The sequence below is a fragment of the Serratia sp. GW822-FHT06E05 genome (genome assembly GCF_058799445.1).
In genome coordinates this window covers 106,667-127,895 of the sequence record NZ_JBXALM010000002.1, presented here as the reverse complement: position 1 = coordinate 127,895, position 21,229 = coordinate 106,667, and the positions used below count along the sequence as shown (strand labels likewise).

General features: G+C 55.1%; 23 protein-coding genes. 14 read left to right on the top strand and 9 right to left on the bottom strand.

Annotated elements, in window-relative coordinates:
- Positions 1 to 51: 51 nt before the first annotated feature.
- A complete protein-coding gene (argS, locus tag AC1RKC_RS08190) occupies positions 52 to 1,782 on the bottom strand; it encodes an arginine--tRNA ligase (RefSeq protein ID WP_020827278.1) in 1,731 nt (576 codons plus the stop codon).
- Between the two features lie 125 nt (positions 1,783 to 1,907).
- On the opposite strand from argS, the gene AC1RKC_RS08185 reads away from it, so the two are divergent.
- Both AC1RKC_RS08185 and AC1RKC_RS08180 read left to right on the top strand, forming a co-directional pair.
- Positions 1,908 to 2,165 carry a hypothetical protein gene (locus AC1RKC_RS08185; protein WP_165366488.1) on the top strand — a complete coding sequence of 86 codons (258 nt, stop codon included), beginning with the start codon at positions 1,908 to 1,910 and terminating at the stop codon, positions 2,163 to 2,165.
- Between the two features lie 526 nt (positions 2,166 to 2,691).
- Positions 2,692 to 3,255, top strand: coding sequence for a VOC family protein (locus tag AC1RKC_RS08180; protein ID WP_020827276.1), 564 nt, complete (start codon positions 2,692 to 2,694; stop codon positions 3,253 to 3,255).
- On the opposite strand, the gene AC1RKC_RS08175 is transcribed toward AC1RKC_RS08180, so the two are convergent.
- Positions 3,252 to 4,403, bottom strand: a complete 1,152-nt coding sequence (locus tag AC1RKC_RS08175) for a MalY/PatB family protein (protein ID WP_493092371.1) — start codon at positions 4,401 to 4,403, stop codon at positions 3,252 to 3,254. The genes AC1RKC_RS08180 and AC1RKC_RS08175 overlap by 4 nt on opposite strands.
- A 100-nt stretch (positions 4,404 to 4,503) precedes the next feature.
- Here AC1RKC_RS08175 and cutC point away from each other — a divergent pair, with 100 nt between their 5' ends.
- Together cutC and AC1RKC_RS08165 are read left to right on the top strand one after the other, a co-directional pair.
- The gene (gene cutC, locus AC1RKC_RS08170; protein ID WP_020827274.1) at positions 4,504 to 5,262 is read left to right on the top strand and encodes a copper homeostasis protein CutC; all 759 of its coding nucleotides are present in this window, start codon (positions 4,504 to 4,506) and stop codon (positions 5,260 to 5,262) included.
- 356 nt (positions 5,263 to 5,618) lie between these two features.
- Entirely contained in the window at positions 5,619 to 6,116 is a 498-nt protein-coding gene (locus tag AC1RKC_RS08165; RefSeq protein ID WP_046373342.1) for a hypothetical protein, read from the top strand.
- A 51-nt stretch (positions 6,117 to 6,167) separates the two neighbouring features.
- On the opposite strand, the gene cmoB is transcribed toward AC1RKC_RS08165, so the two are convergent.
- From cmoB to AC1RKC_RS08140, 5 genes are all read right to left on the bottom strand, one after another.
- Positions 6,168 to 7,139: a tRNA 5-methoxyuridine(34)/uridine 5-oxyacetic acid(34) synthase CmoB gene (cmoB, locus tag AC1RKC_RS08160; RefSeq protein WP_020827272.1), complete on the bottom strand. Its 972-nt coding sequence runs from the start codon at positions 7,137 to 7,139 to the stop codon at positions 6,168 to 6,170.
- Positions 7,136 to 7,879, bottom strand: a complete 744-nt coding sequence (gene cmoA / locus AC1RKC_RS08155) for a carboxy-S-adenosyl-L-methionine synthase CmoA (protein WP_046373343.1) — start codon at positions 7,877 to 7,879, stop codon at positions 7,136 to 7,138. The genes cmoB and cmoA overlap by 4 nt, the downstream gene beginning before the upstream one ends.
- A gap of 102 nt (positions 7,880 to 7,981) precedes the next feature.
- Positions 7,982 to 8,377, bottom strand: a complete 396-nt coding sequence (locus AC1RKC_RS08150) for an MAPEG family protein (RefSeq protein WP_020827270.1) — start codon at positions 8,375 to 8,377, stop codon at positions 7,982 to 7,984.
- A 102-nt stretch (positions 8,378 to 8,479) separates the two neighbouring features.
- A complete protein-coding gene (locus AC1RKC_RS08145; RefSeq protein ID WP_401658898.1) occupies positions 8,480 to 9,295 on the bottom strand; it encodes a DUF72 domain-containing protein in 816 nt (271 codons plus the stop codon).
- Positions 9,296 to 9,369: 74 nt separating this feature from the next.
- Entirely contained in the window at positions 9,370 to 9,948 is a 579-nt protein-coding gene (locus tag AC1RKC_RS08140) for a hydrolase (RefSeq protein ID WP_046373345.1), read from the bottom strand.
- Between the two features lie 202 nt (positions 9,949 to 10,150).
- Here AC1RKC_RS08140 and AC1RKC_RS08135 point away from each other — a divergent pair, with 202 nt between their 5' ends.
- From AC1RKC_RS08135 to ruvB, 7 genes are all read left to right on the top strand, one after another.
- A complete protein-coding gene (locus AC1RKC_RS08135) occupies positions 10,151 to 10,378 on the top strand; it encodes an FmdB family zinc ribbon protein (protein WP_493137980.1) in 228 nt (75 codons plus the stop codon).
- A gap of 198 nt (positions 10,379 to 10,576) precedes the next feature.
- On the top strand, positions 10,577 to 12,367 hold the full coding sequence (aspS, locus tag AC1RKC_RS08130) for an aspartate--tRNA ligase (RefSeq protein ID WP_020827266.1): 1,791 nt from the start codon (positions 10,577 to 10,579) through the stop codon (positions 12,365 to 12,367).
- Positions 12,367 to 12,813: a dihydroneopterin triphosphate diphosphatase gene (gene nudB / locus AC1RKC_RS08125; protein WP_020827265.1), complete on the top strand. Its 447-nt coding sequence runs from the start codon at positions 12,367 to 12,369 to the stop codon at positions 12,811 to 12,813. Before aspS ends, nudB begins: the two co-directional genes overlap by 1 nt.
- A gap of 19 nt (positions 12,814 to 12,832) precedes the next feature.
- Positions 12,833 to 13,576 (top strand): YebC/PmpR family DNA-binding transcriptional regulator, encoded by a 744-nt coding sequence (locus AC1RKC_RS08120; RefSeq protein WP_020827264.1) that lies wholly within the window; start codon positions 12,833 to 12,835, stop codon positions 13,574 to 13,576.
- Between the two features lie 73 nt (positions 13,577 to 13,649).
- Complete coding sequence (gene ruvC / locus AC1RKC_RS08115; protein ID WP_020827263.1) at positions 13,650 to 14,171, top strand: crossover junction endodeoxyribonuclease RuvC; 522 nt, start codon at positions 13,650 to 13,652, stop codon at positions 14,169 to 14,171.
- 259 nt (positions 14,172 to 14,430) lie between these two features.
- A complete protein-coding gene (ruvA, locus tag AC1RKC_RS08110; protein WP_020827262.1) occupies positions 14,431 to 15,045 on the top strand; it encodes a Holliday junction branch migration protein RuvA in 615 nt (204 codons plus the stop codon).
- Positions 15,046 to 15,065: 20 nt separating this feature from the next.
- The gene (gene ruvB / locus AC1RKC_RS08105; protein ID WP_020827261.1) at positions 15,066 to 16,070 is read left to right on the top strand and encodes a Holliday junction branch migration DNA helicase RuvB; all 1,005 of its coding nucleotides are present in this window, start codon (positions 15,066 to 15,068) and stop codon (positions 16,068 to 16,070) included.
- Positions 16,071 to 16,139: 69 nt separating this feature from the next.
- Here ruvB and znuB read toward each other — a convergent pair whose 3' ends face one another.
- Entirely contained in the window at positions 16,140 to 16,925 is a 786-nt protein-coding gene (znuB, locus tag AC1RKC_RS08100) for a zinc ABC transporter permease subunit ZnuB (RefSeq protein WP_020827260.1), read from the bottom strand.
- Positions 16,922 to 17,680, bottom strand: coding sequence for a zinc ABC transporter ATP-binding protein ZnuC (gene znuC / locus AC1RKC_RS08095; protein WP_020827259.1), 759 nt, complete (start codon positions 17,678 to 17,680; stop codon positions 16,922 to 16,924). The genes znuB and znuC overlap by 4 nt, the downstream gene beginning before the upstream one ends.
- Positions 17,681 to 17,758: 78 nt before the next feature.
- On the opposite strand from znuC, the gene znuA reads away from it, so the two are divergent.
- The 3 genes from znuA to lpxM all read left to right on the top strand — a co-directional run bounded on the left by znuA (position 17,759) and on the right by lpxM (position 21,186).
- Positions 17,759 to 18,724, top strand: a complete 966-nt coding sequence (znuA, locus tag AC1RKC_RS08090; protein WP_493092372.1) for a zinc ABC transporter substrate-binding protein ZnuA — start codon at positions 17,759 to 17,761, stop codon at positions 18,722 to 18,724.
- A 21-nt stretch (positions 18,725 to 18,745) separates the two neighbouring features.
- Positions 18,746 to 20,068, top strand: coding sequence for a murein DD-endopeptidase MepM (mepM, locus tag AC1RKC_RS08085; protein WP_041414635.1), 1,323 nt, complete (start codon positions 18,746 to 18,748; stop codon positions 20,066 to 20,068).
- Between the two features lie 149 nt (positions 20,069 to 20,217).
- Positions 20,218 to 21,186 (top strand): lauroyl-Kdo(2)-lipid IV(A) myristoyltransferase, encoded by a 969-nt coding sequence (gene lpxM / locus AC1RKC_RS08080; protein WP_261447830.1) that lies wholly within the window; start codon positions 20,218 to 20,220, stop codon positions 21,184 to 21,186.
- Positions 21,187 to 21,229: the final 43 nt, after the last annotated feature.

Genomic DNA, 21,229 nt, shown 5'->3' with positions numbered 1-21,229 from the left:
AACATAAAAAGGGTCGCCTCGGCGACCCTTTCTCGTATTCAGCGTGATGACTTACATACGTTCGACGGTTTCGATACCCAGCGTATCCAGACCGATTTTCAGCGTTTTGGCAGTTAACAGTGCCAGCTTCAGGCGGCTCTGGCGCGCTTCTTCGCTGTCTGCATTCAGGATCTGGCAGTGTTCGTAGAAGCCGGAGAACAGGCCCGCAAGATCGTACAGGTAGCTACACATCACGTGCGGGGTACCTTCGCGTGCCACGGTGGTGATCACTTCTTCAAACTGTAGCAGGCGGGTCGCCAGCGCAATTTCGCGCTCTTCGGTCATCACCAGCGGCAGGGTCAGATTACTTTCGTCGACACCGGCACGTTTGAATACGGAAGCCACACGGGTGTAAGCATACTGCATGTAAGGTGCGGTATTGCCCTCAAACGCCAGCATGTTGTCCCAGTCGAAGATATAGTCGGTGGTGCGGCTTTTCGACAGGTCGGCGTATTTAACCGCACCAATGCCCACGGCATTGGCCAGGCTTTGCATCTCTTCCGCTGGCATGTCCGGGTTTTTCTCGGCGATCAGTTTACCTGCACGATCGACCGCTTCATCCAGCAGATCGGACAGTTTCACCGTGCCGCCTGAACGGGTTTTGAACGGCTTGCCGTCTTTACCCAGCATCATGCCGAACATGTGGTGTTCCAGCGAGAGGGAGTCTGGGATATAACCGGCTTTACGCACGATGGTCCAGGCCTGCATCAAATGTTGATGCTGGCGTGAGTCGATGTAGTAGAGCACGCGGTCGGCGCCCAGAGTTTCATAGCGGTATTTCGCACAGGCGATGTCGGTGGTGGTGTACAGGTAGCCGCCATCCTTTTTCTGGATGATGACGCCCATAGGCTCGCCGTCTTTATTCTTGTATTCGTCGAGGAATACCACGGTGGCGCCTTCGCTTTCTACCGCCAGCCCCTTGGCCTTAAGATCGGCCACGATGCCCGGCAGCATCGCGTTGTACAGGCTTTCACCCATAACATCGTCTTCGGTCAGGGTGACGTTCAGGCGGTTATAGGTCAGCTGATTCTGCGCCATGGTGATATCGACCAGTTTGCGCCACATCTTCAGGCAGTATTGATCGCCGCCTTGCAGTTTTACCACGTAGGCACGGGCGCGTTCGGCGAACTCGGCGTCTTCATCATAGTGTTTCTTTGCTTCACGATAGAACTGCTCCAGATCGGACAGGCCCATATCGCTGGCGTTTTCGTTCTGCATTTTTTCCAGATAGGCAATCAGCATGCCGAACTGGGTACCCCAGTCACCCACGTGGTTGGCGCGGATCACTTTATGCCCCAGGAATTCCTGAGTGCGTGCCGCAGCGTCACCGATAATGGTGGAGCGCAGGTGGCCGACGTGCATTTCTTTCGCCACGTTGGGCGCTGAGTAGTCAATCACGATGGTTTGCGGTTTGACGGGGGCAATACCCAGTTTTGGCGCGCCAAGCACCAAATCAGTTTGCTGCGCGACCCAGTCGCTGTTCAGGAAGATATTGATAAAGCCGGGACCGGCGATTTCCACTTTGCTGGCAACGTCGCCGAGATCAAGCAGTTGCACCACTTTTTCTGCCAATTGGCGCGGCGGCATGCCGAGTTTCTTGGCGACGGACATCACACCATTAGCCTGATAGTCGCCGAACTGCGCTTTGGCGGACTGACGGACCTGCGCTTCGCAATCGGCTGGCGCGCCTGCGGCAATCAGCGCCTGGCTGACTTTATCTGAAAGAAGAACCTGAATATTCACCGGGTTACCTTAATGACGAACGAGGGGCCGTATGCCATGCCCCTGTGGGATTCAAAGGTGGTTTTACTGGCCACGCGTCAACACGCCGACCCACCACAAAACAGCCTGCAATTGTAACCGATCTGATGAGTGACGTCAGCAGTTGGCGCGGGGGAAGGCGAAAGTCGCAGTTTGATTATGCCTGGCGCCGCAAAGCGCCAATGTTGCGGAAGGCAAAGCTGAAGGGAAAAACGAGAAAAAGACAATGTCTGTGGGAAAATAAAATAGCAGGGTTAGTGTTTTTTGTTTCGGCGGCCAGCGTCCAACGTATTATTGCGGCGCGATTTAAAGTGGCGAAAGATCGCGTAAACGGCAATAACGACCAGCAACAGGGAGATTATTAAAAGAAACATGAATGATTATCTCTGGCTCAATTTTCACTAAAGTAGCTCAATTGATATTTCCAAGCAATTGTCGATGCCTCGTTTAGGAGGATTCTCATGCTTTTATTATAATAATTTTAATAATAACAGTGCATTGTGTTTTTGATGTTCATTCCATTAAGTTTTTCATTGGTTTTTACTACGTGAGGATTAACTATTTATTAAGCATTTTTTAACGCCAATTTTGATGTGTTTTTGGGCTTAATAAGTTAGTAGTACTCTCATGGTTCAGTTCATAAGAAAAAACTATAAACTAATTCCATAGCCATTATCTGAAATTAAAATTCAGGAAATGCTAACCCGTGTAGTAATAGGAACAGAGTAAGTTATTTTTTGTGCGTTTTCACGTCTTCTAAAGCGAAAAGTTAATCAGCGATGGCATCTTCTGCTAAAAAAAGGCAGTTTGCCTGACTGGCCCTGTGGCTAGCAACGTCTCAGGCGTGTAAATTACCCCCCTGAAAACCGCTTTTGTTGTTTCGAGGACCCTATGACTAGCTTTCCGGCCATTGCCGAACTTCACGATTTAGCGCTGGATCTGCCGCGTTTTGAGCTGGCGCTGAGCCAGTTTGCTGAAAAACTGCAGCTGGATCTGTCCCAGTTCACTGCAGACCACGTTTCGCTGCGCTGCCATCAAAACACTACCGCTGAACGCTGGCGACTGGGGTTAGAGCAGTGTGGTTCGCTGCTGTCGGAGGCGATGATCAATGGCCGTCCTATTTGCCTGTTTGATCTTCAGCAGCCACTTAAGGTGGGGCCTTGGCAGATCGACTGCGTGGAGCTGCCTTATCCCGGAGACAAGCGCTATCCGCACGAAGGTTGGGAACACGTAGAGCTGGTGCTTAGCGGCGAACCGGCCACGCTTTATGCGCGTGCGTTGGCCCACTTGCCGGATGAAGCGCTGCTGGCTCCGGGCATCAAACTGAAACAAAGCTCACCAAAGGGAGAAGGCGAACGTTTACCGAACCCAACGCTGGCGATCACCGACGGCACCGTGACGATCAAATTCCATCCTTATTCCATCCGGGACATTGTCGCCAGCGAACAGGGTTAATTGGGCTGCAGCGAGCGGGTGGCCAGCAGCATGCGGTCTAGCGCCTGGCTGAGCAGTTCGCGCTGACAACCAAAATTCAACCGGACAAAGCGCCGGTTGCCAAAATCCAGACCCGGGCTTAATCCTACGCCGGCCTGTTCAAAGAAGGCGTGCGGGTTATCGACCGGTAGTTGGCTGCAGTCTATCCAGGCCAGATAGGTGGCTTCGATGGGCTGCAGTGCCAGACCTGGCATGGCATTAATACGCTCGATCACCCAATCACGGTTTGTGCGTAGATAAACCAACAGTTCGTCCAGCCACGCTTGCCCATGTTGGTAAGCAGCCTGCGCAGCAACCAATGCGAGCACATCCACCTCCGGCACAATACCGCTGCGCGCACGGACCAGCTTCTTGCGCAGCTCCGGGTTGGGAATAATTGCCATTGAGGCACCAAGACCGGCGATATTGAAGGTTTTCGACGGCGACATCAGTGTGACGCTGCGCTGGGCGGCATCATCATTCAACGTGGCGAAGGGGATGTGTTCACACCCCGGTTCAAGCAACAGATCGCAATGAATTTCATCTGAACAAACAACCAGATTATGTTTTTTGGCAAACTCATGCTGTTGCAACAGCTCCTGTCTGCGGTAGACGGTGCCGCCGGGATTTTGCGGGTTGCACAGCATCAATAATCTCTCTGCACCGCTGAGCTGTGCTTCGACAGCGCTGAAATCCAATAGCCAGCGCCGGTCCTGCAGCGTCAACGGCACCGGTAGCTGTGTGCGGCCGGCAAATTTCGCTGCTTTACGAAACGGCGGGTAGATTAGCGAGGGGGCCAGAGTGCCTTCTCCCTCGGTGGTAAAAGCCCGCACGCATAAATTCAGGCCGCAAACCAGGCCAGGCAGGAAAACCAGCCATTCAGGATTGATATGCCAGCCGTAGCGCTCTAGCATACGGCGGGTAAAAACCTCAATCAGCTCAGGAGAGGGATGACCGTAGCCGAATACGGCATGAGCGACGCGCTGCTGCAAGGCATCAATAATTGCCGGCGGTGACGGGAAGTCGGTATCGGCAACCCAGAGCGGAATAACGTCGCGGCCGCGATATTTATCCCACTTAACGCTGTCACTGTGACTGCGGTCTACCCATAGATCAAAATTGAATGCCATAGTTACTACCCTGAGCTGGCTTATGCTTACTATGAGCCTAAATGAGAAATTGAAAAATTAACAATGGCCGTCGCAAGTTAGCCGTCATCTGGGGGTGACAATGATTAAACTGGAAGTTTGCTGCTATAGCGTCGATTGCGCGCTGACGGCCGAGCGGGCAGGTGCCGATCGTATAGAGTTATGTGCCAGCCAAAGTGAGGGCGGCTTGACGCCAAGCTATGGCTCTTTACGTCTGGCACGCGACAGGATCGGTGTGCCGGTGCACCCTATTGTTCGTCCACGCGGTGGGGATTTTTGCTACGGTGCGGTGGATTTTGACGTGATCAAGCATGATATTGCCCAGATCCGCGATATGGGCTTTGCCGGTGTGGTGGTGGGTATGCTGGATGAAGAAGGGCATATCGATCTGCCGCGCATGCAAGAAGTGATGCGTTTGAGCGGTAATATGGCGGTGACGTTCCACCGCGCTTTCGACATGTGCCAAAATCCGCTGGTGGCGCTCGATCAACTGACGCAGTTGGGTGTGGCGCGGATACTCACCTCAGGCCAGCAGCAAAATGCGGAATTGGGATTGCCCTTACTGCGCGATCTGGTGCAGGCCAGCCAGGGACCGGTGATTATGGCCGGTGCCGGCGTGCGGCTCAGCAACCTGCACAAGTTTGTCGACATCGGTATTCAGGAGCTGCACAGCTCCTCCGGCCACGCGGTGCCTTCGACCATGCGCTATCGCAAAGCCGGTGTCACCATGTGTTCCGACAGTGAGTTTGACGAGTTCAGCCACTATTGCGTAGACGGCGATATGGTAGAGGCGATGAAAAACTCGTTGGCTCTGGTTGATCCCCTGGCGCAAAGCGCCTAAAACGCATTGCTAACCCGCAAGCCCCGGTTTTCCTGCCGGGGCTTTTTTATTTCCATGATCCCCGACGACCTTGTCCTGTCAGCGCTGGCACTGATGGCGTCCAATGACGGCGCCATAACAAGTGCAATAACCTCTGTCGTCAGCCAGCTCGCATGGCTGCATAAAACACAGGGATTTGTACGGTTATGGAGGAGTCATGAAGTGTTATTTGATTTTGTTGTTGATGGCCTGTCTTGCATTGTCCGGCTGCGTCGCAGCTTATTACCGCTAAGGAGAGTGGCATGCGTTATCTGATGATTGTATCGCTGATTTGTTGTTTAAGTGCCTGCGCCTCTATGTATTACAGGTGAATGACGATGAGAAGACTAACCGCTATTGCATTGCTGATGCTGACAGGTTGCGTGTCGGTGTATGGGCCGACAAAAGCCGGTAATCAACCCGCCGAGGGCACGACAGGTGATGCATCTGTTCCTTCCGCAGCCAATGACGGCAGCCTGATCGGTAACCGAAAACCGGATGAGCTGTTCACGCGCACCCTGGCCATTTTAAGCGCGAAAGGGATAACCCCAACGTTGACCGACAGTCGTCTTGGCGTTATCGGGGCTGCCGGGAGCGAGGCCGAACTGGCGGGACTTTATCTGGATTGCACCGACCAGGCGACCCCGTCAAATCTGACGGAGGAATATCGAATACTGGTGCAGATTTATAGCGCCGGGGAGGGAAGTCATGTCATGGTGCAGGTTAGCGGGGTTGCCGGGCTGATTGCTGCGGATGGCAATGACAAAGTGAAACCCTTTGAATGCAAATCCAGCGGCGTGCTGGAAAAGGACTTGCTGGAGGCCTGGCGAAAATAACGGGCGTAACGTCATCACCCCGATAGGGACGAGGTGATGACGTTTTTCACTTTAGGGCTTCCTGGCTACCAGTACGGCACGCAAGGGCGCGGGGTAGCCTTCGACGGTTTTGCTCGGGTCTTGTGGATCAAGGAATTCGGCCAGTGACTCACTGGTCATCCAATCTGTGCGGCGTTGCTCTTCGGTGCTGGTGACGCACATGTCGGCGATTTTAACGTCGACGAAACCGCATTTCTCCAGCCAGCATTTCAATGCTTCGGCTGACGGAATAAAGTAGACGTTACGCATTTGCGCGTAGCGATCACCGGGTACCAGAACCTGATGGCGATCGCCTTCCACCACCAGCGTTTCCAATACCAGCTCACCTTCGGAAACCAGCTGGTTTTTCAACTGATACAAATGGTCCAGCGGCGAGCGGCGATGGTACAGCACGCCCATCGAAAACACCGTGTCGAACGCCGCCAGCTCGGGCAGTTGCTCAATACCGAGCGGCAACAGGTGGGCGCGTTGATCGCCGCCCAACAGCTTACGCACCGCTTCGAATTGGCACAGGAACAGCTGCATCGGATCTATGCCCACAGCCAGATGCGCACCCGCGCCAACCATGCGCCACAGGTGATAACCGCTGCCGCAGCCGACGTCGAGAATGGTGCGTCCAGCCAGCGGTGAAATGTGCGGTAATACGCGATCCCACTTCCAATCGGAATGCCATTCGGTGTCGATATCGATGCCATACAATGAGAACGGGCCTTTGCGCCACGGCATCATGGTGCGCAGCATCTTTTCAATGCCTTCCAACTGGCCCGGCGACAAAGGGGGTTCCATTTCGGCACGGACGCCGTGCAACAAATCAAGCTGGGTCGGCGTCAGTGCCGGTAAATGTTCAACCGAATTAAACCACTGCTTGAATTTACCGTGTAGTGACTCGCGTTGCCAGGCGCTGAGCTGTGCCGGCAGGGTATCCAGCCAGTGGCTGAGGTTGCTTTTCGCGATGCGTTGATAAAAATCGCCAAACTCAATCATGCTGCGGCTCCCGCTTTCAACGCGATCAGTGAACCGAAGTTAAAGCACTGGAACCAGACTTCCGCATGCTCAAAACCGGCCTGTTTCAGACGGGCTTTGTGGGCGTCCACGGAGTCAGTCAGCATGACGTTTTCCAGCATGCTGCGCTTCTGGCTGATTTCCAGCTCGCTGTAACCGTTGGCACGTTTGAAATCGTGATGCATGTTGAACAGCAATTCTCCGACATCGGCATCTTCAAAGCTGAACTTCTCCGACAGCACCAGTGCGCCGCCAGGGCGCAGACCGCGGTAAACCTGTTCCAGCAGACGCAGGCGGTCGGCGGGTTCGAGGAATTGCAGGGTAAAGTTCAGGACTACCATCGAGGCGTTTTCGATGTTGATATCAAGGATATCGGCTTCGATAACGTCTACCGGGGTGTCGGCGCGGAAGGCATCAATATGACGGCGGCAGCGCTCGACCATGGCCGGAGAGTTGTCGACGGCGATGATGTTGCAACCCGCCACCTTAATATTCCGCCGCATCGACAGCGTGGCTGCACCCAGCGAACATCCCAGGTCGTAAACCCGACTGTCGGGCTGCACGAAACGCTCGGCCAGCATGCCAATCATGGAAATGATATTGGAATAGCCTGGAACGGAACGCTGGATCATGTCAGGGAACACTTCAGCGACGCGTTCGTCGAAGGTCCAGTCGCCCAATTTGGCGATCGGGGCAGAAAAAAGAGTATCGCGGTTTGGCATAGCGGAAAATCGGTTCAGAATTCGAAGGGGCGTATTCTAACAGATAATGACAAAAAGCGCAGCGGAAGCAGGCGGCGTAGCCGCCTGAGGACGAACAGGGGATTAATGCAGGCTAAAAATAAGATCCCATGGCAGATAGAAAATATTGGCCAGTACCATTAACACCAGCGAAATGTAGGTGGCCGCCATGCCCGATCGACGCCAGCGCACCTCGCGGTTACGCAGACCGTAGTAATGCACCAAACGGCCGGCCATCAGCATCAGACCGCAAATATGGATCATCCATATTTCAGCGCCGTTCATCTCCATGATCACCAACAGCACTGCGGCGATAGGAATGTATTCTACGGCATTGCCGTGAACGCGGATTGCAGTTTGCAGCTCATAAAAACCGCCGTCCCCGTAGGCGACACGGTATTGCATCCTTAACCTAACCACGTCATAAGAGAGTTTGATCAACAACAATGCGCCGAGCACTACATAAAGCGCGCTTACCATTTTTAACTCCATTCCCTAACCAAAACTGGCAGCCAGCATCATAGCCGCCATTGCAATCACTGTCGCGAGGAAAAATCTGATGTAATTGGTCAGATTAATCGGTCAAAACAGCGCATCCTGCTCCGGCCAGTCCGGCGGTGGGGGTAAATTCGGAATAGCCTGATACAGCTGCTGCCAGATTTTCTGTGCCTGCTGGGGGGAATCACCATTATCCGGCGTATGTATAAACAGAAAAGGTTGGTGCTGTTGCTGCCAAACGGGCAATTTCTGCTGCCAGGCGTCGAACCAGCGCAGGTTATCTTGCAGCACATCGCCGCCGATGAAACGTACCAGCGGATTGTTGGCGGTGACCAGAGCATGCACCGGCAGTTTGGGCTTTTTCTGCTGGGCATCGCGCACGGCGGCGCTGTTGGGCAGGGCGTGATGCACTGGCCGGCTGTCGAGGATCACCCGGTTGATACCCCGCTGGTGTAACCCCTGATTCAGCCGCCGCTCTTCCTCGCCTTTGTCGAAAAACGCCGGATGCCGCACTTCCACGCCATAGGTAAACTCTTTCGGCAAAGCGTCGAAGAACTGCCACATCGCCGGTAATTCCGCCGGGCCGAACGCCGCTGGCAATTGCAGCCACAGCTGGCCTATGCGCTGATGCACCGGACCCAGGCAGTGGTAAAATGCCTGCAGATCGGCGGCGCAATTACGCAGTGCAGCCTGATGGCTGACGGTGGCGGGGAACTTGAAACAGAAGCGAAAATCATCGGTGGTCATATCGCGCCAGCGCTGGACTATTTCCAGTTTAGGTAACGCGTAGAAGGTGGTATTGCCTTCCACGCAGTTAAAATAGCGGCTGTAATCCGCCAGATCGCGCAGCCCGATACGATTCCAGGCCGGGTGTTGCCACTGTGGGAGTCCGATATACATCAAGCTTGCATCTTCCTTAATTTTCCCTGCCAGTCAAAGGTGGGCGCAGCAGGCTGCGCCCCTACAAGTTAGCGTTACTGGTCGAGTGCGGCAACAATTTCGCGGGTGCTGCGAACACGCGCCAACCGCGGGAAGATATTATCGAAAGCAAACTGGTGCATTTCAGCATTTTGCGCACTGCAGAGATCTTCGGCTATCACTAACTCGTAGCCGTGTTCCCAGGCCGCGCGAGCCGTAGATTCCACGCCAATATTGGTGGAGATACCGCCCAGCACCACCGATTTAATGCCACGGCGACGCAGTTGCAAGTCAAGATCGGTGCCGTAAAACGCACCCCATTGGCGCTTGGTCACCAGAATGTCGCGGTCGCTCACCGCCAGGGATTCCGGGAATTCCCACCAGTTGGCAGGCAATCCGCCGGCAGGGGCGGGAGACGGCTTGTCCACCGGCTGTTTCAGCGCTTCGGCGAAAGAGTCGGACCAGCCGACGCGTACCAGGATCACCGGTGCCCCCAGCGAACGGAAATGTGCCGCCAACTGCGCGCCATTGGCCACCACGCTTTCGGCGCTGTGTGGGCCACCGGCGAAGGGCAGGATGCCGTTTTGCAAATCAATTAACACCAGTGCGGTGGTGTGAGCATCAAGTTTCAACATGGAAATATCTCGTGACAAGGTGGATGAAATACGCGCAGCTTAGATAGCGCGCTAAACAAGCATCGATTCAGGCTACGTGAAAAAAGCATCACCGGTTAATGAGAAATTTGTTAATCAATGTGTTACTTCGGGCAAAAACACACCATTTAGTGCTGCAACAAAGCTGTGTTCGCACTTATCTGGCGCATGAATTTCCTTTATAATGATCGCCTTTTTTCAGCTCACTTTACTCCAACGACCTATGCCGACTTATGAATATGCATGTGGTGCTTGCAGCCACCGGTTAGAGAAGTTGCAAAAATTTTCCGATGCGCCGCTGACGGATTGTCCGGCGTGTAGGCAGCCCGCGTTAACCAAGCTGATTTCTTCCACCGGTTTCCAGTTAAAGGGTACCGGTTGGTATGCAACCGACTTCAAACCGGGCAAGTAAATATACCCTATAGCTTTCGAGTAGCAGCCAGCCAGCTATCTCACCCCTGGCGCCTACTTGAGTAAGTCACTGGGGTGAGAGAGTGCAGATAACAACTCTGCAACTTGAAAGATGACGGGTATTGAGTTCATCAGAAAACAGCCGCGTGGCAGGCGCCAAAAGCCCGCGCGGCATCGGCTTAAGCCAAAAGGATAGCGTATGCGTACTGAATATTGCGGGCAGTTGAATCTGTCTCACGTGGGCCAGGAAGTCACTTTGTGTGGTTGGGTCAACCGTCGTCGCGATCTGGGCGGCCTGATCTTTATTGATATGCGCGACCGCGAAGGCATCGTGCAGGTGTTCTTCGATCCGGACCAGAAGGCCGCGTTCGACAAGGCGTACGACCTGCGCAATGAATTCTGCATCCAGATCGTCGGTACCGTGCGTGCCCGTCCGGACAGCCAGATCAATAAAGATATGGCTACCGGTGAAGTAGAAGTGTTCGCCCATGCACTGGAGATCATCAACCGCTCCGAGCCACTGCCGCTGGATTCCAACCAGGTCAACACCGAAGAAGCGCGCCTGAAATACCGCTACCTGGATTTGCGTCGCCCGGAAATGGCCGATCGCCTGAAAACCCGTGCCAAAATCACCAGCTTTGTGCGCCGCTTTATGGACAGCCACGGTTTCCTCGATATCGAAACCCCGATGCTGACTAAGGCCACGCCGGAAGGCGCCCGTGACTATCTGGTCCCGAGCCGCGTACATAAAGGCAAGTTCTATGCGTTGCCGCAATCTCCGCAGCTGTTCAAACAGCTGTTGATGATGTCCGGTTTCGACCGCTACTACCAAATCGTCAAATGCTTCCGCGACGAAGACCTGCGTGCCGACCGTCAGCCTGAATTTACCCAGATCGACGTGGAAACCTCTTTCATGACCGCCGATCAGGTGCGTGAAGTGATGGAGAAACTGGCGCGTGAACTGTGGCTTGACGTGAAGGGCGTAGATCTGGGTGATTTCCCGGTCATGACCTTCGAAGAAGCCATGCGTCGCTATGGCTCGGACAAGCCGGACCTGCGTAACCCACTGGAGTTGGTGGACGTTGCCGATCTGGTGAAGGACGTGGAATTCAAGGTGTTCTCCGGCCCGGCTAACGATGCCAAAGGCCGCGTTGCCGCGATCTGTGTACCTGGTGGTGCGCAGCTGACCCGTAAGCTGATCGATGAGTACGGCGCTTTCGTTAACATCTATGGTGCCAAAGGCCTGGCCTGGCTGAAGGTCAATGACCGCGCCGCCGGCATGGAAGGCGTACAGAGCCCGATTGCTAAATTCCTCAGCGCAGAAGTGCTGGAAGCAATTCTGGCGCGTACCAACGCGCAGAGCGGCGACATTCTGTTCTTCGGCGCCGACAGCTTCAAGATTGTCACCGATGCGATGGGCGCGCTGCGTCTGAAGCTGGGCCGTGATTTGGAACTGACCAAGCTGGACAGCTGGGCACCTCTGTGGGTCGTGGACTTCCCGATGTTCGAAGAAGACGGCGAAGGTGGACTGGCAGCGATGCACCACCCGTTCACCGCACCGCGCGACATGAGCCCGGAAGAGCTGGCCAACACGCCAATCAATGCCATCGCCAACGCCTACGACATGGTGATTAACGGCTACGAAGTGGGTGGCGGTTCCGTGCGTATTCACCGTAGCGAAATGCAGCAGACGGTATTCAGCATTCTGGGTATTAACGAACACGAGCAACGCGAAAAATTCGGTTTCCTGTTGGACGCGTTGAAGTACGGTACGCCGCCGCACGCCGGTTTGGCTTTCGGTCTGGACCGTCTGGTGATGCTGCTGACCGGCACCGACAACATTCGTGACGTGATCGCCTTCCCGAAAACCACCGCTGCGGCCTGCTTGATGACCGAAGCACCAAGCTTCGCGAACCCGGCTTCGTTGCAGGAGCTGGCAATCAGCGTGGTAAAGAAAGCGACTGACGATTCAAATGTAGAGAACCAGTAATGAACTACAAGCGTCCCGAGTCTATTCTGGTAGTGATTTATGCCAAATCCAGTGGTCGGGTGCTGATGTTACAGCGGCGCGATGATACCGAATTCTGGCAGTCGGTGACCGGCAGCCTGGAGGAAGATGAGTCGCCGCCGCATGCCGCACGGCGTGAGGTCATGGAAGAAGTCGGCATCGATATCGAAGCAGAGAAACTGCCGTTGTTCGATTGCCAGCGCTGTGTGGAGTTTGAACTCTTTGTCCATTTGCGACATCGCTATGCCCCGGGAACCACGCGCAATAAAGAGCACTGGTTCTGTCTGGCTTTGCCTGAAGAGCGCGATCCGGTGATTACCGAGCATCACGCCTACCAGTGGCTTGAGGCGGCGGAAGCCGTGAAGTTGACCAAGTCCTGGAGCAATCAGCAGGCGATTGAAGAGTTTGTGATTAATTCAGTCCAGTAATTTTTTTCGGAGATTTTTTATGGCAGGTCATAGTAAGTGGGCCAACACAAAGCACCGTAAAGCAGCGCAGGATTCCAAGCGCGGTAAAATTTTCACCAAAATTATTCGCGAGCTGGTGACCGCCGCGAAACTGGGCGGTGGCGATCCGGGGGCTAACCCGCGTCTGCGTGCGGCGATCGACAAGGCGCTGTCCAACAACATGACGCGCGACACCCTGAACCGTGCCATCGCGCGTGGGGTAGGCGGTGATGATGATACCAATATGGAAACCATCATTTATGAAGGCTACGGCCCGGGCGGCACTGCCGTCATGATCGAGTGCCTGAGTGACAACCGCAACCGTACCGTGGCGGAAGTGCGTCATGCCTTCACCAAGTGTGGCGGTAACCTCGGCACCGACGGCTCCGTGGCTTACCTGTTCACCAAGAAGGGCGTGATCACTTACGCAGCGGGCCTGGATGAAGACGTGGTGATGGAAGCTGCGCTGGAAGCCGGCGCTGAAGATATCGTCAGCTACGACGATGGCGTTATCGACGTCTTCACCGCCTGGGAAAACCTGGGTGAAGTGAAAGACGCGCTGACCGCTGCCGGTTTCACCGCCGAATCGGCAGAAGTTTCCATGATCCCATCGACCAAAGCCGATATGGATGAAGAAACCGCGCCTAAGCTGCTGCGCCTGATCGACATGCTGGAAGACTGCGACGACGTGCAGGAGGTTTACCACAACGGTGAGATCTCCGACGAGGTTGCTGCGACGCTGTAATGGGGTTGAAGTACGGCGCTGTCTTGTGGCAGCGCCTGGCGAAGTTAATGCTTAACGCAAGGTGGGTGTAGGGATGACGATCATACTCGGTATCGATCCCGGATCGCGCGTCACCGGTTACGGCCTGATTCGTCAGCAGGGCCGCCAGTTGAGCTATATTGCCAGCGGCTGTATTCGTACCGTAGTGGATGACATGCCGACGCGCTTAAAGCTGATTTACGCGGGCGTCAGTGAAATCATTACCCAGTTTAAACCAGACTTTTTCGCTATTGAACAGGTGTTTATGGCGAAAAACCCGGATTCGGCGCTCAAGCTTGGGCAGGCGCGCGGCGTGGCTATTGTTGCTGCCGTGAACCAGAATTTGGAAGTGTTTGAGTATGCGGCACGTCAGGTTAAACAAACAGTGGTCGGTACTGGCGCGGCCGAAAAAGCACAGGTGCAGCATATGGTGCGCTCGCTGCTTAAGTTGTCGGCCAATCCTCAGGCCGATGCCGCCGATGCGCTGGCGATCGCCATTACCCACTGTCACCTCAGCCAAAACGTGCTGCGGATGAGCGAAGGGCGATTGAACCTGGCGCGTGGACGTTTAAAGTAACGCTTAATCAGTTCCGAGGCTGGATATTCATCCAGCCTTAGTTTGATGACAAACACCCGAAAAGCGTGGTTTTCGGATGTTTGGGGTAAACCTGTAGACATCATCCTTTGTTTTTATTAGCACTCAGATCGCTGATGTTAAATGTAGAGGACTTTGTCAGCAGTATGAGGCTGGATATTCATCCAGCCTTTTTTATGTTATAAGCTTTAGCAGCACGGCATGGCAGAAGGTCATGCTCAGGAATTCAGCAGGAGGGTAAATGATAGGTCGTCTCAGAGGTTATATTCTGGAAAAGCAACCGCCACTGGTATTACTGGAGGCAAACGGCGTGGGCTATGAAGTGCATATGCCGATGACCTGCTTTTATGAACTGCCCGAGCTGGGGCAAGAGGCTATCGTGTTTACCCAATTTGTGGTGCGCGAAGATGCCCAACTGCTGTATGGCTTCAACGATAAACAAGAGCGCGCGCTGTTTCGCGAACTGATTAAAGTGAACGGCGTTGGCCCTAAGCTGGCGCTGGCTATTCTGTCCGGCATGTCAGCGCAGCAGTTTGTCAGCGCGGTTGAGCGTGAAGAGATCACGTCGCTGATAAAATTGCCGGGCGTAGGCAAGAAAACCGCAGAGCGCCTGGTGGTCGAAATGAAAGACCGCTTCAAAGGGCTTAATGGCGATCTGTTTAACAGCAGCAGCGAAATCACGCTTCCAGCCACAGCGGCGAAAGCGGCCGAACTGGATGCGGAAGCCGAAGCGGCCTCTGCGCTGGTGGCGCTGGGCTACAAACCGCAGGAGGCCAGTCGCATGGTCAGTAAAATCGCCAAGCCGGGTGCAGATTGCGAAACCCTGATCCGCGACGCGCTGCGTGCCGCGCTGTAAGCGCCGATAAGGGGTAGAGAATGATTGAAGCCGATCGCCTGATTTCTGCCGAGCCGATCAATGAAGAAGAAATTCTTGATCGCGCCATCCGGCCGAAGCTGCTGACGGAGTATGTCGGTCAGCCGCATGTCCGCGAGCAGATGGAAATCTTTATTCAGGCTGCCAAGCAGCGTGGCGACGCTCTGGACCATTTGCTGATCTTCGGCCCGCCCGGGTTGGGGAAAACCACGCTGGCCAACATCGTTGCCAATGAAATGGGCGTTAACCTGCGCACCACCTCCGGGCCGGTGCTGGAAAAGGCGGGCGATCTGGCGGCGATGCTGACCAACCTGGAACCGCACGACGTTCTTTTTATCGATGAAATCCACCGTCTGTCTCCGGTAGTGGAAGAAGTGCTGTATCCGGCGATGGAAGATTACCAACTGGATATCATGATCGGTGAAGGCCCGGCAGCACGCTCGATCAAACTCGATTTGCCTCCGTTCACGCTGGTGGGGGCAACCACCCGCGCCGGTTCCCTGACTTCGCCACTGCGCGATCGCTTCGGCATTGTGCAGCGTCTGGAGTTTTATCAGGTTGCCGATCTGCAGCACATCGTTTCACGCAGCGCTAACTGTCTGGGGCTGGATCTGTCGGACGAGGGCGCACATGAAGTGGCTCGCCGTGCGCGCGGTACACCGCGTATCGCCAACCGTTTGCTGCGTCGGGTACGCGATTTTGCCGAAGTCCGCGCCAATGGCGTGATCAATGGCGAGGTGGCGATGCAGGCGCTGGATATGTTGAACGTTGACGCCGAAGGCTTCGATTACATGGACCGCAAACTGTTGCTGGCGATAATCGACAAGTTCACCGGCGGCCCTGTGGGCCTGGATAACCTGGCGGCAGCGATCGGCGAGGAAAGGGAAACTATCGAGGACGTGATCGAGCCGTTTCTGATCCAGCAAGGTTTCATCCAGCGCACGCCGCGCGGGCGCATGGCCACCAATCATGCCTATAAGCACTTTGGCATGGTGCGCGAAGAGTAAATATTACGCCGTAATCCGCATTAAAAAGGGCCGCTAATTGCGGCCCTTTTGCTATCTGCGAGAGGGAGATCAGGCTTGCTGCTTCCTGGATAAGCTAAGGACGAACAGCACCGCCGCACTCAGTACCACCGATGGGCCGGCCGGGGTATCGTAAAATGCCGAGAAGGCCAATCCACCGGTCACTGCCAGCACACCCACCAGCACCGCGTAGGCGGCCATTTGCTCGGGGGTTCGGGCAAAGCGCCGTGCGGTAGCGGCCGGAATAATCAGCAGTGAGGTGATGATCAGCGCGCCGACGAATTTCATCGCCAGACCAATGGTCAGGGCGGTAACCAGCATCAGTACGGTACGAGCACGGACCAGATTGACCCCGTCAACATGTGCCAGCTCTGGGCTGACGGTCATCGACAGCAGGTTGCGCCACTGCCACCACAGGATCAACAGCACGACGCTGACCCCAATGGCAATCATCCAGATATCGGTGAAGGTAACCGACAGCAGGTCGCCAAACAGATAGGCCATCAGGTCGACCCGCACGTTGGACATCAGCGCCACCACCACCAACCCCAACGACAGTGCACTGTGCGCCATAATGCCGAGCAGGGTGTCAACGGAAAGTTGCGGACGACGCTCCAGCCACACCAGCACCAGCGCCAGCACCAGCGTCACGGCAATCACCGCATAGAAAGGATTCACGTCCAGCAGCAGCCCGAAGGCCACACCCAGCAAAGAGGCGTGTGCCAGGGTATCGCCGAAATAGGACATCCGGCGCCAGACCACAAAGGAGCCCAATGGACCGGCAGCGGCGGCCAATAACACCCCGGCCAGCCAGCCGGGTAATAACAGTTCGATCATGCCTCACGGCCCCCGGTTTTCTTCAACACAATTCGTCCTTGCAGGTCGTGACGGTGATTATGGTGGTGACGATAGACCGCCAATTGTTCCGCACCGCGGTTGCCAAACATGGCGATAAATTCAGGATGCATCGAGACCACTTCCGGTGCGCCGGAACAGCAGATGTGTTGGTTGAGGCATAACACTTCATCGGTTTTCGCCATGACCAGATGCAGGTCATGGGACACCATCAGAACCGCGCAACCCAGTTCTTTGCGCAGTTGGTCGATAAGATCGTACAGCGCCAGTTGGCCGTTGACGTCAACCCCTTGCGTTGGCTCATCCAGCACCAGCAGTTGCGGTTTGTTCAGCAGCGCCCGCGCGAGCAGTACGCGCTGATTCTCGCCACCGGAGAGTTTTTGCATCGGCTGATCGAGCAGGTGCGCTGCGTGCACGCGTTTCAGCGCGGGCAGAATATCGGCTTTCTTGACGCCGGGTTTCAGGCGCATAAAGCGGCTTACGGTGAGTGGCAGGGTGGCGTCGAGGTGCAGTTTTTGCGGCACGTAACCGATACGCAGACCCGGTTCGCGTTCCAGCGTACCTTCCGTTGGCGCAACCAGCCCGAGTACCACGCGCACCAGCGTGGATTTGCCCGCGCCGTTTGGGCCGAGCAGCGTCAGAATACGGCCCGGTTGAAGGCTGAGCGAAATATTCGACAGCACCTTACGGTTACCAAAGGAGACGGAGATATTTTTTAGCGTTGTCAGTGTGGACATCTCATGATTACATTTTGCAGAACTAACCGAATGTTATAATATCACGCCTCGCTGATGAAAACGACGGGATTACTGATAATGGTACATAAAAATAAATGGCTGCAGCGCACGTTGCTGGCTAGCGCACTGATGATGGCCGGACCGCTGAGCAGCGCCTCTGCGGCGGTAGTGACATCCGTTCGCCCACTGGGCTTTATCGCCTCCGCTATCGCCGATGGCGTAACGCCGACCGAGGTGCTGCTGCCGGATGGCGCCTCGCCGCACGATTTCGCCTTGCGACCTTCTGATATCCAACGCCTGCGTGCCGCCGATCTGGTGGTGTGGGTAGGCCCTGATATGGAAGCTTTTCTGACCAAATCCCTAACGCCGGTGTCGGCTAATCGTCAATTGGCCATCAGCGAACTGAGCGGAGTAAAACCGCTGTTGATGAAGGGCGAAGACGACGATCATGAGCATGAACACGACCATGATCATGCAACGGATGCGCATAATCATGCCGATCACGATGAGGGCGATGGGCACCATCATGGCGAATATAACATGCACGTTTGGCTGTCTCCGGAAGTGGCAAAAGTGACCGCGATCGCGATTCACGACAGGTTATTGGAACTTATGCCACAGAATAAGGACAAATTAGACGCAAACCTGCGCCAGTTCGAGAATCTACTGACGCAAACTGACAAAAATGTTGGTAACATGCTCAAGCCTGTGCAAGGCAAAGGATATTTTGTTTTTCATGATGCTTACGGCTATTTTGAGAAACATTTCGGTTTGAGCCCGCTGGGCCATTTCACCGTGAATCCCGAAATCCAACCTGGAGCACAGCGCTTACACCAAATTCGAACACAGTTGGTTGAGCAGAAAGCAGTCTGCGTTTTTGCTGAGCCACAATTCAGGCCGGCCGTAATCAATGCCGTTGCCAAAGGGACCAAAGTGCGTTCTGGAACGCTGGACCCGCTGGGCACCGGCATCGCACTGGGGAAAGACAGCTACGGGAACTTCCTGACTCAGCTGTCAAACCAGTACGTGAGCTGCCTGAAGTAAAGATTATGAGGATAAAATCGAGTGCAGCAGATAGTCCGAACTATCGCTCTGGCGTATAACAATCTGCCACGGCCCCACCGCGTCATGCTGGGGTCGCTGACAGTGGTTACATTGGCCGTTGCCGTCTGGCGGCCTTTTGTTTATCACCCAGAACATAACCCCATCGTTAAAAGCATTGAGTTAGAATCCAGCCAGTTACGCTCCTTGCTGCCAGAAGCCAGCGAACCGATCGATCTCGACCAAGCCACCCCCGATGATGACATCCCACAGGATGAGCTGGACCAAAAGGTCGCCGGCGAGGATGGCGTGCATGAATATGTTGTTTCTACCGGTGATACGCTGGGCAGCATTCTGACCCAATACGGCATAGATATGTCGGATGTCACGTTGTTGGCATCGCAAAACCGCGATCTGCGTAATCTGAAAATTGGCCAGCAGCTGTCATGGACGGTGAACGATGCCGGCGATCTGCAGCGTTTGACTTGGGAAGTTTCCCGGCGTGAAACCCGCACCTATGACCGCGTAGGTAACAACTTCAAAGAAACCCAGGAGTCGCAGCAGGGCGAATGGCGCAACAATGTGATCAGCGGTCGTCTGAACGGCAGCTTCGTCAGCAGCGCCGGCGATGCCGGTCTGAGCCGTGCTGAAATCAATGCGGTGATCAAAGCGCTGCAGTGGCAGTTGGATTTCCGCAAACTGCGCAAAGGGGATCAGTTCTCGGTACTGATGTCCCGCGAACACTTTGACGGCAAGAGCGCACAAAGCCAGCTGCTGGGTGTGCGTATGCGCACCGGCGGCAAAGACTATTACGCCATCCGTGCCGAAGACGGTAAATTCTACGATCGTCAGGGCTCGGGCCTGGCGCGCGGCTTTATGCGTTTCCCAACCATGAAGCAGTTCCGCATCTCTTCAAACTTCAACCCACGCCGGGTGAATCCGGTCACCGGGCGCATTGCGCCGCACAAAGGCGTCGACTTCGCGATGCCGGTCGGTACTCCGGTGCTGGCAGTGGGCGACGGCGAAGTGTTGATCGCCAAACGCAGCGGCGCCGCGGGCAACTACGTGGCCATCCGCCATGGTCGCCAGTACACCACGCGTTATATGCACCTGAAAAAGCTGTTGGTTAAGCCAGGCCAGAAGGTGAAACGGGGTGATCGCATCGCGCTATCCGGCAACACCGGGCGCTCAACCGGCCCGCATCTGCACTTCGAAATGTGGACCAACCAGCAGGCGGTCAACCCGCTGACGGCGAAACTGCCGCGTTCAGAAGGGCTAAGCGGTAAAGATCGCAGCGATTATCTGGCGCAGGTGAAAGAAGTGGTGCCTCAGCTGCAGCTGGATTGATCCCTTTGCCCCGGCGCGTTACCGCGCCAGTGATTCCATCGGCCTGATTACGGGCCGATGTTGTTTTATATTGGTGCTTCGCCGTTGTGAATTGCAAAATCACCCTTTGCAATTATGATTAGCCGAACCGCTATGTTAAGAGCTTGTGCATGCAAAACGAGAAAAAATCGAACCTAGAGTTCATTCCGCAATTTCAGAAAGCCTTTTACCATCCGCGCTACTGGGGCGTTTGGCTGGGAACCGGGTTAATGGCCGGTATTTCACTGGTGCCTGCACGTCTGCGCGATCCTGTGCTCGGCGCCGTAGGTAAACTGGCCGGCAAGGTGGCAAAAGGCGCTCGACGCCGTGCGCGCATCAACCTGTTGTACTGCCTGCCTGAGCTGCCGGAAAACGAGCGTGAACATATCATCGACGAGATGTTCGCCACCGCACCGCAATCGATGATCTTGATGGCGGAGCTGGCCTGTACCCAACCTGAGAAAGTGTTGAAGCGCGTTCGCTGGCACGGTGAAGAGGTGCTGGATAAAATCCGTGAAGAAGGGCGTAACGTGATTTTCCTGGTACCACACGGGTGGGCGGTGGATGTTCCTGCGATGCTGATGGCAGCTCGTGGTCAGCCGATGGCGGCGATGTTCCATAACCAAAGCAACCCGCTGGTCGATTATCTGTGGAACACCATACGTCGCAAGTTCGGCGGTCGCATGCACGCGCGTAATGACGGTATCAAGCCGTTTATCAGTTCTGTGCGTCAGGGGTATTGGGGCTATTATCTGCCGGACCAGGATCACGGAGCAGAACACAGCGAATTCGTGGACTTCTTTGCGACCTATAAAGCGACGCTGCCTGCGGTCGGGCGTCTGATGAAGGTCTGTCGTGCGGCCATTGTGCCGCTGTTCCCGGTCTATGACGGTAAAACCAGCATGCTGGATATCCATATACGACCGCCGATGGACGACCTGGCGACGGCCGACGATCGCACCATTGCCCGCCGGATGAATGAAGAAGTGGAGAATCTGGTAGGTCCCAACCCGGAACAGTACACCTGGATCCTCAAACTGCTTAAAACGCGTAAAGAAGGGGAAATCGAACCCTATTCACGCGACGATTTATACCGCTAAGCTCAGTTTTGGCGTCAGGCAAGGGTCAGTCATCTTCGGGTGA

Bases quoted from the DNA above. Each gene is read 5' to 3' on its own strand.
- AC1RKC_RS08185 (WP_165366488.1), top strand. From the start codon at position 1,908: ATGAGTGACGTCAGCAGTTGGCGCGGGGGAAGGCGAAAGTCGCAGTTT.
- AC1RKC_RS08180 (WP_020827276.1), top strand. From the start codon at position 2,692: ATGACTAGCTTTCCGGCCATTGCCGAACTTCACGATTTAGCGCTGGAT.
- AC1RKC_RS08175 (WP_493092371.1), bottom strand. From the start codon at position 4,403: ATGGCATTCAATTTTGATCTATGGGTAGACCGCAGTCACAGTGACAGC.
- cutC (WP_020827274.1), top strand. From the start codon at position 4,504: ATGATTAAACTGGAAGTTTGCTGCTATAGCGTCGATTGCGCGCTGACG.
- AC1RKC_RS08165 (WP_046373342.1), top strand. From the start codon at position 5,619: ATGAGAAGACTAACCGCTATTGCATTGCTGATGCTGACAGGTTGCGTG.
- cmoB (WP_020827272.1), bottom strand. From the start codon at position 7,139: ATGATTGAGTTTGGCGATTTTTATCAACGCATCGCGAAAAGCAACCTC.
- cmoA (WP_046373343.1), bottom strand. From the start codon at position 7,879: ATGCCAAACCGCGATACTCTTTTTTCTGCCCCGATCGCCAAATTGGGC.
- AC1RKC_RS08150 (WP_020827270.1), bottom strand. From the start codon at position 8,377: ATGGTAAGCGCGCTTTATGTAGTGCTCGGCGCATTGTTGTTGATCAAA.
- AC1RKC_RS08145 (WP_401658898.1), bottom strand. From the start codon at position 9,295: ATGTATATCGGACTCCCACAGTGGCAACACCCGGCCTGGAATCGTATC.
- AC1RKC_RS08140 (WP_046373345.1), bottom strand. From the start codon at position 9,948: ATGTTGAAACTTGATGCTCACACCACCGCACTGGTGTTAATTGATTTG.
- AC1RKC_RS08135 (WP_493137980.1), top strand. From the start codon at position 10,151: ATGATCGCCTTTTTTCAGCTCACTTTACTCCAACGACCTATGCCGACT.
- aspS (WP_020827266.1), top strand. From the start codon at position 10,577: ATGCGTACTGAATATTGCGGGCAGTTGAATCTGTCTCACGTGGGCCAG.
- nudB (WP_020827265.1), top strand. From the start codon at position 12,367: ATGAACTACAAGCGTCCCGAGTCTATTCTGGTAGTGATTTATGCCAAA.
- AC1RKC_RS08120 (WP_020827264.1), top strand. From the start codon at position 12,833: ATGGCAGGTCATAGTAAGTGGGCCAACACAAAGCACCGTAAAGCAGCG.
- ruvC (WP_020827263.1), top strand. From the start codon at position 13,650: ATGACGATCATACTCGGTATCGATCCCGGATCGCGCGTCACCGGTTAC.
- ruvA (WP_020827262.1), top strand. From the start codon at position 14,431: ATGATAGGTCGTCTCAGAGGTTATATTCTGGAAAAGCAACCGCCACTG.
- ruvB (WP_020827261.1), top strand. From the start codon at position 15,066: ATGATTGAAGCCGATCGCCTGATTTCTGCCGAGCCGATCAATGAAGAA.
- znuB (WP_020827260.1), bottom strand. From the start codon at position 16,925: ATGATCGAACTGTTATTACCCGGCTGGCTGGCCGGGGTGTTATTGGCC.
- znuC (WP_020827259.1), bottom strand. From the start codon at position 17,680: ATGTCCACACTGACAACGCTAAAAAATATCTCCGTCTCCTTTGGTAAC.
- znuA (WP_493092372.1), top strand. From the start codon at position 17,759: ATGGTACATAAAAATAAATGGCTGCAGCGCACGTTGCTGGCTAGCGCA.
- lpxM (WP_261447830.1), top strand. From the start codon at position 20,218: ATGCAAAACGAGAAAAAATCGAACCTAGAGTTCATTCCGCAATTTCAG.